This is a genomic window from Cellulomonas sp. P1_C4 (genome assembly GCF_056406355.1).
The window spans coordinates 73,399-85,666 of sequence record NZ_JBFUAI010000013.1; the positions used below are offsets into that span (position 1 = coordinate 73,399).

The 12,268-nt window shown below is 73.1% G+C and carries 7 protein-coding genes; 3 read left to right on the top strand and 4 right to left on the bottom strand.

All coding sequences use genetic code 11. The features are described 5' to 3' along the window. Positions 1-182 precede the first annotated feature (182 nt). Positions 183-1,217, top strand: coding sequence for a cell division protein ZapE (zapE, locus tag AC1DYZ_RS11885; RefSeq protein WP_477065393.1), 1,035 nt, complete (start codon positions 183-185; stop codon positions 1,215-1,217). A gap of 4 nt (positions 1,218-1,221) precedes the next feature. Here zapE and treZ read toward each other — a convergent pair whose 3' ends face one another. Genes treZ through glgX form a run of 3 tightly spaced genes read right to left on the bottom strand, consistent with a single transcriptional unit; the run spans position 1,222 to position 7,779 of the window. Beyond that, positions 1,222-3,012 carry a malto-oligosyltrehalose trehalohydrolase gene (gene treZ, locus AC1DYZ_RS11890; RefSeq protein WP_477065394.1) on the bottom strand — a complete coding sequence of 597 codons (1,791 nt, stop codon included), beginning with the start codon at positions 3,010-3,012 and terminating at the stop codon, positions 1,222-1,224. 4 nt (positions 3,013-3,016) lie between these two features. Next, positions 3,017-5,527, bottom strand: coding sequence for a malto-oligosyltrehalose synthase (treY, locus tag AC1DYZ_RS11895; protein WP_477065395.1), 2,511 nt, complete (start codon positions 5,525-5,527; stop codon positions 3,017-3,019). Further along, complete coding sequence (gene glgX, locus AC1DYZ_RS11900) at positions 5,524-7,779, bottom strand: glycogen debranching protein GlgX (RefSeq protein ID WP_477065396.1); 2,256 nt, start codon at positions 7,777-7,779, stop codon at positions 5,524-5,526. The genes treY and glgX overlap by 4 nt, the downstream gene beginning before the upstream one ends. Positions 7,780-7,951: 172 nt before the next feature. On the opposite strand from glgX, the gene AC1DYZ_RS11905 reads away from it, so the two are divergent. Further along, positions 7,952-9,181, top strand: coding sequence for an NAD(P)/FAD-dependent oxidoreductase (locus AC1DYZ_RS11905; protein ID WP_477065397.1), 1,230 nt, complete (start codon positions 7,952-7,954; stop codon positions 9,179-9,181). On the opposite strand, the gene AC1DYZ_RS11910 is transcribed toward AC1DYZ_RS11905, so the two are convergent. Beyond that, positions 9,178-10,266, bottom strand: a complete 1,089-nt coding sequence (locus AC1DYZ_RS11910) for a carboxylate-amine ligase (protein ID WP_477065398.1) — start codon at positions 10,264-10,266, stop codon at positions 9,178-9,180. The genes AC1DYZ_RS11905 and AC1DYZ_RS11910 overlap by 4 nt on opposite strands. 612 nt (positions 10,267-10,878) lie before the next feature. Between AC1DYZ_RS11910 and AC1DYZ_RS11915 the strand changes: the two genes are divergently transcribed. Further along, positions 10,879-12,231 carry a DUF6421 family protein gene (locus tag AC1DYZ_RS11915; protein WP_477065504.1) on the top strand — a complete coding sequence of 451 codons (1,353 nt, stop codon included), beginning with the start codon at positions 10,879-10,881 and terminating at the stop codon, positions 12,229-12,231. Positions 12,232-12,268: the final 37 nt, after the last annotated feature.

Sequence of the window (12,268 nt, forward strand, 5' to 3'; positions counted from 1 at the left end):
GACTGGCGGAACCGGGGGGCGATCACCCGACGAGGTTGTCACGTGAGCGTGGAACACGGGAGAGGGTGTCCGGATCATGAGATGTTCGGGTCGAAATATGGGACGGGCGTCCAGAACGCGATAAGTGGACCGATCCGGTCGTGATTCGGACCCGTCGCGAGCGCGACGTAGGCTGCTCGATCGTGACCTCTCCGGACGCCCCGAGCGGCGCCCCCAGCCTGACCGAGCGCCGCCCCGTCGTCCCGCCGGACCGCCTGCTGGCCGAGCTCGTCCCGCCCCGCCACTTCGCCGACGAGTCCTTCGCGACGTACCGCCCGGACCCGGCGCACCCGTCGCAGGCGGCGGCCGTCACCCGGCTGTCCGCCGCGGCCGACCAGATCCGGCGCGGACCGTCGCGCTCGTGGCTGAAGCGCGGGAGGTCGACGCCGGTCGCGATCTACCTCGACGGCGGGTTCGGCGTCGGCAAGACCCACCTGCTCACCTCGCTCGCGCACGCGGTCGGGGTTGACGACGCCGCCTACGGCACCTTCGTCGAGTACACGAACCTGGTCGGCGCCCTCGGCTTCCTGCCGACCGTCGAGGCGCTCGCCACCCGACGCCTGGTCTGCATCGACGAGTTCGAGCTGGACGACCCCGGCGACACCGTCCTCATGTCCCGCCTGCTGCGCGAGCTCGCCGACCGCGGGGTCGCGCTCGCGGCCACGTCGAACACGCTGCCCGGCTCGCTGGGCGAGGGCCGGTTCGCCGCCGAGGACTTCCTGCGCGAGATCCAGGCGCTCGCGGCGCGGTTCGAGGTGCTCCGGGTCGACGGCGACGACTACCGCCACCGGTCCGTGGTGACGGACGCGGACGGGCTGTCGGAGCGGGCCGTGCGCGACGCCGCCGCCGCGCGCACCGACGCCACGCTCGACGACTTCGGCGACCTGCTCGCCCACCTGGCCACCGTGCACCCGAGCCGGTACGGCGCCCTGCTCGACGGCGTCGGGCTCGTCGCGCTCACCGGTGTGCAGCCCGTGCCCACCCAGGACGTCGCCCTGCGGCTGGTCGTGCTGGTGGACCGGCTCTACGACCGGGACGTCCCCGTGCTGCTCGGCGGTGCCGGCGAGCGGGACCTGTTCTCGCCCGAGATGCTCGCCGGCGGCTACCGCAAGAAGTACTACCGCGCGCTGTCGCGCCTCGGCTCGCTCGCCGCGGACGGCGCCGCACTCGTGCACTGACCCGTCAGGCGAGCACCACGACCGACCGCGGCGGGGTGTGCACGAGCGCACCGCCGGGCGTCGGCGCGACAGTGACCGGGTCCCACGCGGCCACGACGTCGAGCGGGACGCCGGTGTGCACGGGGACCGCGACCTCGTCGTCGGACAGGTTCATCACGACGCGCGCGGCCCCGCGGTGCAGCACCATCCAGCCGTCCCACGGCACGTCCGCCCGGTCGTGCTCGGCGGCGCCGCCCCACACGAGGTCGGTCGCGGCGAGCTCGCCGGAGCGCAGGTCAGGCACGGTGCGGCGCAGGGCGATGAGCGTGCGGTACCAGTCGAGCAGCCGGCGGTGCTCGGGGTGGGCCGGGTCGTCGAGCTCCTCGCGGGTGAGGACCGAACGGCGGAACGTCGCGGGGTCCTGCGGGTCCGGTATCGCCATGTCGCCGCCGCCATCGAGCTCGCTCCAGCCGAAGCCCCCGAACTCGCGGCGCCGGCCGTCGCGCACGGCGGCGGCCAGGTCGGGTTCGGGGTGGTCCGTGAAGAACTGCCAGGGGGTGCGCGTGCCCCACTCCTCGCCCATGAAGAGCAACGGGCTGAACGGGGACAGCAGGACGAGCGCGGCCTCGACGGCGAGGCGACCCGGGTCCAGGCGGGCGGACGGGCGGTCGCCGAGCGCGCGGTTGCCCACCTGGTCGTGCGTCGAGGCCGCGACGACGAACCGGTGGCCGTCCGTCCCGGGCGGCACCGGGCGTCCCCAGTCGCGGCCGCGGAACGTCGAGAAGCCGCCGTCGTGCACGAAGACGCTGGTCAGCGCCTTGCGCAGTACCTCCGGGGAGCCGAAGTCGACGTAGTAGCCGTGCCGCTCGCCGGTGACCAGCGCGTGGATGGCGTGGTGCACGTCGTCGTCCCACTGCGCTGTCATGCCCCGGCCGCCGTCGGCTGTCGGCGTGACCGACACGGCGTCGTTGAGGTCGGACTCGGCGACCAGGGACAGCGGCCGCCCGAGCTCGGTGGAGATCGCCGCGACCTCGTCGGACAGCTGCCCGAGCAGGTGCCGGTCCGAGAAGTCGATGAGCGCGTGCACGGCGTCCAGGCGCAGGGCGTCCACGTGGAAGTCGCGGAACCACCGCAGGGCGCTGTCGCAGACCCAGCGCCGGACTTCGTCGGATCCCTCGCCGTCCAGGTTGATCGCGGAGCCCCACGGCGTCTGGTGGGCGTCGGTGAAGTACGGGCCGAACACCCCGAGGTAGTTGCCCGACGGGCCCATGTGGTTGTGCACGACGTCGAGGCAGACGCCCAGGCCGCGGGCGTGCGCGGCGTCGACGAACGCCTGGAGCGCCGCGGGACCGCCGTACGGCTCGTGCACCGCGAAGGTTCCGACGCCGTCGTAGCCCCAGCCGTGCACGCCGTTGAACGGCGCGACCGGCAGGAGCTCGACCAGGTCGACGCCGAGCGAGACCAGGTCGTCGAGGCGGTCGATCGCGGAGGTCAGCGTGCCGCCGTGGGTGAACGTGCCGACGTGCAGCTCGTACGTCACGTGCCCGCGGGCGTCGACGCCGGCCCAGCCCTCGTCCGTCCACGGGAAGGTGCCGGTGTCGTACACGCGGCTCGGACCGTGCACCCCGGCGGGCTGCCACGCGCTGCGCGGGTCCGGCCGAGGGTCGCCGCCGTCGACGGCGAACGCGTAGTCGGTGCCGTGGGGCAGGTCGCGGTCGCCGGACCACCAGCCGTCCTCGACCGACATCGGGAGGCGGGCGGGACCCAGCACGAGGTCGACGCGCGCCGCGGAGGGCGCCCACACGCGGGGGAGCACCGGCTCAGCCCTCCGCCCGCACGAGCAGCGCCACGGGCAGCCGGTCGAGCAGCGKGCCGACGTCGACGACGCCGCCGACGACGGGCCGGTCGGTGAGCACGTCGTGCCAGTCGCCCTCGGGCAGTGCCACGGTGTGGTGCGACCACCCGCCGAGCCGGTCGACGGCCGCGGCGAGGCGGGTGGCGACGACGGCCACTCGCGGGTCGCCCGCGACGGTCCTCGCGTAGGTGAGCGAGTGCCCCGACGAGTGGGCCAGCGGCAGGAACCCGCTGTCGGGTCCGACGAACGCCTCCGGCAGTGAGCGGCGCAGGCGCAGCGCCCGCGAGGTGACCAGCAGCTTCTCGTCGGCGAGGTCCCGCGGGCCGGCGCCGTCGTCGAGCCGCGCGAGGCGGGCGGCCAGGGGCTCCAGGGCGACGGGCCGCCGGTTGTCGGGGTCCACCAGCACCGGGTTCGGCACCTCGGTGCCCTGGTAGACGTCGGCGATCCCCGGCAGCGTCAGCTGGACCAGCTTGGTGCCCAGGGTCGCGGCGCGGACCGCGGGCCGCGTGAGGACCTCCCACCCGCCCAGCAGCGCGGCGACGGCGGGGTCGGCCAGCGCGTGCCGTGCGGCGTCGAGGACCGCGCGCTCGTAGGCCTCGTCCGGCGCCGTCCAGGTGGTACGGCTCTTGGCCTCGCGGATCGCCTTCGTGAGGTACTCCACCAGGCGGTCCTCGGAGATCGGGCCGCCGTCGGTCCACGTGCCTGCGAGCGTCTGCCACAGGAGGTACTCGGTGCGCCCGTCGAGCAGCGCGCTGCGGTACGGGGCGGACGTCGCGCGCAGGTCGTCGACCAGGACGGACCACTCCCGCGGCAGCTCGCTGAGCACGCCGAGGCGGGCGCGGGTGTCCTCGCCGCGCTTGGTGTCGTGCGTCGAGAGGGTGGTCATGCCGAGCGGGGCCGAGGTCTGCTGCTCCGCCGCCCACGCCGACAGGTCGGTGGGCGTCAGGGCGAACTGCTCCGGGGCGCCACCCACCTCGCACAGGCCCGTGAGGTGGGTCCAGCGGTAGAACGCCGTGTCCTCCACGCCCTTGGCCATGACGGCGCCGCAGGTCTGCTGGAACCGCACGACCAGCTCGTCGCGGCGGGCACCGCGGGTGCGACCGGCGCTGCCCACCTCGCGACCGAGCAGCAGGTCGACGACGACATCCATCGTCTCGCTGCGCTCCGGCGACAGGCGGGTGCGCGCGTGCGCCGCGGCGGCGTGCAGGACCTCGAGCGACTCGGGGTGCACGGGCTCGCCGGGCACGACGTAGGCGCGATAGCGGTCGAACGCGACGAGCAGCTCGATCAGGCAGTCCTCGAGCGCGCGCCACGTGTGGTCGCGCAGACGCAGGTCGTCCCGGCAGATGTCGGCCGCCAGCGACGTGAGCCGGTGCACCTCGGCGTAGAGCGGGCCGTCGACGATCTCGCGCTTGGCCTGCTCGGCGATCGCCGGGAACGCGTCCGACGTGTCGCCTGTGAGCCGGTGCATGACCGCACCGAGCACCGCAGCACCGCCCGGGTCGACGAAGGCCTGCTGGATGCGCCACAGCGCCTCGTACCCGGTGCTCCCGGTAGTCGCCCAGTCCGCCGGGAGCGTCTCGAGGCCCTCGAGGATCTTCTCGACGACGACCCACGCCCCGCCGCTGGTCTCGCGCAGCCGGGCGAGGTAGCCGCCGGGGTCCGCGAGCCCGTCGGGGTGGTCGATCCGCAGACCGTCGATCGTGCCGTCCTCGAGCAGCGAGAGCACGAGCTTGTGCGTGGCGTCGAACACGGCCGGGTCTTCGACGCGGACGGCGAGCAGCGTGCCGACGTCGAAGAACCGCCGGTAGTTGAGCTCCTCGTCCGCCACCCGCCAGTACGCCAGCCGGTAGTGCTGCCGCTCGACCAGCTCCGCCAGCGACAACGACTCCGTGCCCGGGCGGACCGGGAACACGTGGTCGTAGTAGCGCAGGACCGTGCGCGCCGGTTCGCCGGGGATCTCCACCTCGTCCAGCTGCAGCTCGTCGCGCCCGAGGACGGCCCCGATGCGGTCGCCCAGCACGGGCATGAGCACCGCGCCGTCGCCCGCGGACCAGTCCACGTCGAACCAGTCGGCGTAGGGGGAGTCGGGACCCTCGGCGAGCACCGACCACAGGGCACGGTTGTGCCAGACCGGCGTCGGCACCGCCATGTGGTTGGGCACGATGTCGAGCACGAGGCCGAGGCCGGCCTCGTGCGCGGTCGTCGCCAGGCGCCGCAGAGCCGGCAGGCCGCCTAGCGAGGGGGCGATCTCGTCGTGGTCGACCACGTCGTAGCCGTGCGTCGAGCCCGGCGCGGCGCGCAGGATCGGCGACAGGTAGACGTGCGTCACCCCGAGCGACGCGAGGTACGGGACCCGCGCCGCGACGTCGTCGAGTGTGAGGTCGGCGCCCAGCTGCACGCGGTAGGTCGAGACGGGCACGGGCTTGCCCGCCGTCGGCAGCCGGCGGGTGGGCGTCGGGCGCTGATCGCTCATGCGGTCGGGCGCGGCCGAGTCGTGCGTCGCTTCGGCTTCTCCTCGGTCGTCGTCGCCGACGCCCGACGCTTCTTCGCCTGCTTCGCCGCCTCGCGGGAGGCCGTCGCGACCGCACCGATGCCCGAGGAGGTGGCCGACGCGGCGATGGGCGGACGGGTGAACACGATGATCGACTTCTCGCGGAGCGTCAGCTCCGCCCCGGCCTCGACCGTGCTGCCCGCCTCGATCTGCGAGTCGGTGTCGATCACGGCGGTCCAGACCTCGCCGAAGTCGACCTCCGGCATGGTGAACGTCGCCGGGTCCGGCTGCCCGTTGAACAGGATGAGGAAGCTGTCGTCGACGATCTCCTCGCCACGCCGGTCCGGCTCGGGGATGGCGTCGCCGTTGAGGAAGACGGTGACGGCGCGCGCCTGGTCGGCGCCCCACGCCTCGTCCTGCATGTGCTCGCCGCTGGGCGAGAGCCACGCGATGTCGAGCAGGTCCGACTCTCCGCCGTGCTCGGGCGCACCGGCGAAGAAGCGGCGACGCCGGAACACGGGGTGGTCCTGGCGGAGGCGCACGATGCGCCGCGTGAACTCGAGGAGCGCGTTCTTGTCCTCGTCGAGGTCCCAGTCGATCCAGGAGATCGGGCCGTCCTGGCAGTAGACGTTGTTGTTGCCCTGCTGGCTGCGACCCAGCTCGTCGCCGTGCGCGAGCATGGGCACGCCCTGCGACAGCAGGAGCGTCGTGAGGAAGTTCCGGCGCTGGCGCGCCCGCAGGGCGAGGATCCCGGGGTCGTCCGTCGGCCCCTCCGCCCCGCAGTTCCAGGAGCGGTTGTGGCTCTCGCCGTCGTTGTTTCCCTCGCCGTTGGCCGCGTTGTGCTTCTCGTTGTACGACACGAGGTCGTTGAGCGTGAAGCCGTCGTGCGCGGTGACGAAGTTGACGCTGGCGATGGGTCGTCGGCCGGTGTGCTCGTAGAGGTCCGACGAGCCGGAGAGCCGGCTGGCGAACTCCCCCAGGGTGGACGGCTCGCCGCGCCAGAAGTCGCGCACGGTGTCGCGGTACTTGCCGTTCCACTCCGACCACAGCGGTGGGAAGCCGCCCACCTGGTAGCCGCCGTCGCCGACGTCCCACGGCTCGGCGATGAGCTTGACCTGCGAGACCACCGGGTCCTGGTGCACCAGGTCGAAGAACGCCGAGAGCCGGTCGACCTCGTGGAACTGCCGGGCGAGCGTGGCCGCCAGGTCGAACCGGAAGCCGTCGACGTGCATCTCGGTGACCCAGTAGCGCAGCGAGTCCATGATCAGCTGCAGCACGTGGGGCGAGCGCATGAGCAGCGAGTTCCCCGTGCCCGTGGTGTCGAAGTAGTGCGCCTGGTCGTCGTCGACGAGCCGGTAGTAGTTCGCGTTGTCGATTCCGCGGAAGCTCAGCGTCGGGCCCATGTGGTTGCCCTCGGCGGTGTGGTTGTAGACCACGTCGAGGATGACCTCGATGTCCGCCTCGTGCAGCGCGCGCACCATGGCCTTGAACTCCTGCACCTGCTGCCCGGACGAGGCGAACGCGGAGTAGCCGTTGTGCGGCGCGAAGAAGCCGATCGTGTTGTAGCCCCAGTAGTTGGACAGGCCCCGCTCGACCAGCGACGGGTCGTTGACGAACTGGTGGACGGGCATGAGCTCGACCGCGGTCACGCCGAGCGACGTCAGGTGCTCGATGACCGCCGGGTGCGCGAGGCCGAGGTACGTGCCCCGCAGCTCGTCGGGCACCGCCGGGTGCTGCATCGTCAGGCCGCGCACGTGCGCCTCGTAGATGACCGACTCGTGGTACTCGTGCTGCGGCGGGCGGTCGTGGCCCCAGTCGAAGTACGGGTTGATGACCAGGGCCTTCATGGTGTGGGCGGCGGAGTCGTCGTCGTTGCGCTTGTCGGGGGCGTCGAACTTGTACGAGTACAGCGACGCGTGCCCGTCGATCTGGCCGTCGATCGCCTTGGCGTACGGGTCCAGCAGCAGCTTGTTCGGGTTGCAGCGGTCGCCCTGCGTGGGGTCGTCGGGCCCGTGCACGCGGTAGCCGTACCGCTGGCCGGGGGAGATGGCCGGCAGATAGCCGTGCCAGACGAACGCGTCCACCTCGGGCAGGTCGACCCTGGTCTCCGTCCCGCCCTCGTCGAAGAGGCACAGCTCGACTCGTTCGGCCACCTCCGAGAACAGGGCGAAGTTCGTCCCGGTCCCGTCGTAGGTGGCGCCCAGGGGGTAGGGGCGGCCCGGCCACATCAGCATGCATGCCAGGGTGCCAGTCAGCCGTCCATCTGGCGCGTGGGGCGACCAGTTGGTCGGCGTGGACTTCGCCACACCCCAGCCGTTGCGTCGGGGCCCGCGACCTGGTGCGCTGGCCTTCGACACCGTGGCCGCGGACACGACCTCCGGTGCTCCGACGAGATGGAGGACAGCCGTGAGCGGTCAGGTCGTGGTCGTGGGAGCGGGCTTGGCCGGTGCGAAGACCGTCGAGGGTCTGCGCGAGCGGGGGTACGACGGCCGGCTCGTCCTGCTCGGCACCGAGACCGAGCGGCCGTACGAGCGGCCACCCCTGTCGAAGGGCTACCTGCAGGGCAGCGACGAGCGCGACGGTGCGTTCGTGCACGCCGCCGACTGGTACGCCGCGCAGGACGTGGACCTCCGGCTCGGCACGACCGCCGCCTCGGTCGACCTCGCGGCGCGGGACGTCATCGACGGCTCCGGCACCCGCACGCGGTGGGACCACCTGGTGCTCGCGACCGGCTCCGAGCCGCGGCGGCTCGACGTGCCCGGCGCGCACCTGGACGGCGTCGTGTACCTGCGCACCCTCGACGACAGCGACCGGCTGCGCGCCCTGCTGGCCGCCGGCAAGCACGTCGTGGTGATCGGCGGCGGCTGGATCGGGCTCGAGGTCGCCGCAGCGGCCAGGGCCGCCGGATGCACCGTGAGCGTGCTGGTGCGCGACCCCCTGCCCCTGCTCGGCGTCCTCGGCCCCGAGCTGGCCGCGATGTTCGCCGACCTGCACCGGGAGAACGGCGTCGACCTGCGCACGCGCACCGAGGTCTCGGAGATCGTCGCGGCGGGCGACGGTACGCACGTGGGCGCGGTGGAGCTCGCGGACGGAACCCTCGTCGACGCCGACCTCGTCGTCGTCGGGATCGGTGCGGCGCCGCGCGTCGACCTCGCGAGGTCGATCGGGCTGCACGTCGAGGACGGCGTCGTCGTCGACGCCCACCTGCGCTCGTCGAACGCTCATGTGCTCGCCGTCGGCGACATCGCGCGCGCGCACCACCCCTTCTACGGCACCCACGTGCGGGTCGAGCACTGGGCGAACGCCCTCAACCAGCCCGCGACCGCGGCGGCGACGATCGTCGGGGCCGACGAGCCGTTCGACAAGCTGCCCTACTTCTTCACCGACCAGTTCGACCTCGGCATGGAGTACGTCGGGTACGTGGGCGCGCACGGGTACGACGAGGTGGTCGTCCGCGGCGACCTGCAGAGCCGCGAGCTCATCGCGTTCTGGCGCCGGGACGGGCGCGTGCTGGCCGGGATGAACGTGAACGTGTGGGACGTCGTCGACGACGTGCAGGCGCTGATCCGGTCGCGAGCCGTGATCGATCACGACCGGCTGGCGGACCCCGACGTGTCGCTGACCGACCTTCTCTAGGCCAGCGTGCGCTCGGCGGCCCGGCGGACCACGTCGTCGTCGTCGGMACCCTGGGCGCGCCACCCCATCTGCTGGACGGCGCCGTTGCCGCGCCGGAGCACGGCTGCGACCTGGCGTTCGACCCACTCGAGGTCGCCGGCCTCGGCCAGCGCGGGTCGGACGTGGTCGACCAGCTGAGCGATCACCTCGGCGGCCGGCAGCGGCTTGCCCGACAGCGGGCTGACCAGCTCACCTGTGATGCCGGAACGCGCCGCGCGCCAGGTCGCGGCGCGCAGCAGCTCGGTGCGGGGCTGTGCCGGCCCGTCGGGCTGCGCGAGCGAGGTCTCGGCGAGCCCCCGGACCAGGGCGGCCTGGAGCGCGGCGTCGTCGGCGTCGAGGCACACGTCGGCCACCCGCACCTCGACCGTCGGATACCGCGAGGACAGGCGGGCGTCGAAGTAGACCATCCCCTCGTCGAGGATCGCGCCCGAGCCCAGGAGGTCGTCGATGACCGCGTGGTAGCCGGCGGCGTCGCCGAACGGTGCCGTCGGACCGGCCGTCGGCCACCGACCCCACACCTGCGAGCGGTAGGACGCGTAACCGGTGCTGCTGCCCTGCCAGGACGGGCTGTTGCCGCTGAGGGCGAGCAGCACCGAGTTCCAGGGGCGCAGGTGGTCGAGGATCCGGACGCCCTCGTCCTCGTCGGCGATCCCCACGTGGACGTGGCAGCCGCAGGTGAGCTGGTCGCGCGCGGTCTGCGCGAACTCCGCCCGGATGGCGTACGCGCGCTTGTCGGGCAGGACGGTGGACTCGACCACCTGCGGTGCCGACGCCAGCGCCGCGATGCGCGCACCCGCGAGCCGCGCCAAGGCGTCGGTGCGGGCGCGGCCCGCGCGGATCTCGGCGGCGAGCTCGCCGAGGTCGGCGCGCGGGGGCGTCGACGTCTCGATCTGCTCCTGCTTGAACTCCTTCTCGACGTCCCCGCCGGGTTCGTCGCTGGTCGACCCGTCCGCCGCGGCGTGCCGGAGCACCGTGACAGCGACCGATGTCGGCCGGCCCTCGGGGGTGACCAGCAGGAACTCCTCCTCGACGCCCAGGGTTCGCATCGGAACAGTGTGGGGGACGGGGGATCTGCGCGCGCGGGCTCACCCTCCGCTGCGTTCCCGAGTCGTTGACCGGGCGCCGCGCGGACCGTACCGTGCAGTAACGCTGCCGTCCGAATGGTGAGATGACACATGAGGCTCTTCCCGACCGTCCACGCGACCGGTGACCTCCCCGCGACGCACCGCGAGCATCTCGAGCGCCACGGGCTGACCTTCGTGGGGCCGCAGGACGATCCGGACGTGGTCCTCGTGCTCGCCGGCACCGAGCCCGCCGGAGACGTCTCGGGCACCGGGCTGGTCGTCCTCGCCTCGGGCGACGAGCGTCCCGCGGTCGCGCAGCTGCTCGCGGCGGCCGGCATCGCCGCCCGCCCGGCGACGGCTGTCGGGACGGTCGCGCTCGTGCCCGCCGACCTCACCGCCGACGACCTCCTCGCCTGGACGACGGACGTCGCCCTGCCGGTACGCGCGACGCTCGACGCGGACGCCGGGCCGCTGCTGCGGACGGCGACGGGCAGCCAGGCACCCGGGCATCTCGTCGCCGCCGGGCTGCGCGGGCCGTCCGGCGGCGTCCTCGCGCTCGGCGTGGAGCCGACGGCCGACGTGCTGCTCAACGCCGTGACCTGGGCCGCGCGCCCGACCCCGACGGACGCCGCGGCCACGACCCGGTCCGACCTCGCACAACATCCCGCGTGGATCCGCCTGAAGCGCGACGTCACGGAGCTCCAGGCTCTGCAGGTCCGCGACGGCTCGGTGCCGGACGCCGAGCACCACGCCCGCGCGAGGGAGCTCGTGCACGCGATCGGGCTCTCCCTCGACGAGCTGGCCCCCGCGCTGCCGCACGACGAGGACTACCTCACGGCCGTCGGCAAGGACCTGACCCGCTGGGCCGACGGCGGCTTCGAGGTGCCGGACTTCCTCGACTCGCTGGTCGCGTTCCACCCGGAGCGACAGCGGGTCGACGGGCTGCCGCACCTCGTCGTGTTCCCGATGTACACGCAGAACGGCAGCACCGACCGTCGGGTCGAGGCCGTGCTGCTCCAGGTGCGGTGGCCCGACCTGGTGGCCCGGCTCGAGGCCGAGCAGTTCAGCAACGCGCTGTTCGTCCCGGTGACCTTCCTCGACTTCACGCCGGGCTACGACACGAACTCGGCGGTGCTGTTCCCCGAGACGGTCGCCGTGCGCGAGGTGCCCACCTTCACGTGGGGCGCGATCTTCGCCGACCGCGAGGCCGCCCGGTTCCGTCGGGTCGTGCGCGCCGCGGCCGACACGACGCGCCTCACGCTGCCCCCGGACGCCGCGCGTCTGCTGGCCGACCAGCGCCTGGCCGAGGAGACGTTCGTCCTGTGGGACCTCGTGCACGACCGGACGCACATGCGCGGTGACCTGCCGTTCGACCCGTTCATGATCAAGCAGCGGATGCCGTACTTCCTCTACTCCCTCGAGGAGCTGCGCTGCGACCTGACGGCGTTTCGGGCGGCGGTGCGGCTGGAGGGCGAGGGCGTCCCGCACGCGCGGTACGTGCAGTACGCCATCCTCTTCGACCGACTGTTCCGCTTCCCGGTCACCGGCTCGCGCGTGCGCAACTACGACGGCCTGGGCGGCCAGCTGCTGTTCGCGTGGTTGCACCAGCACCACGTCCTGCACTGGACGGACTCGCGGCTGACCATCGACTGGCCGCAGGTGCCGGACGCCGTGATCGCGCTGGCCGAGCAGATCGAGCAGCTGTACTGGCGTTCCATCGACCGACCCAAGACGGCCCACTGGTTGGCCGCCTACGCGCTGGTGTCGGGCACCCTCACCCCGCACCCGGCGTCGGCGTGGGCGCGGGGCGACCTGCCGCTCGATGGCCCGCCCAAGGGGTTCACCGACGCGGTGCTGGACGACGAGTTCCCGCTGTCGATGTTCTACGAGGCGCTGGCCCGCAAGATCGCCGACGTGGTCGCGTCGACCAGCGGGATCACCGCCTGACCGGATCCGGGTAGCGTCGCAGGAGTGCAGCGACGAG

What these genes read in the sequence shown, in the direction of transcription:
- glgX (WP_477065396.1), bottom strand. Translation starts at nt 7,779, where the DNA reads ATGCTGATGTGGCCGGGCCGCCCCTACCCCCTGGGCGCCACCTACGAC.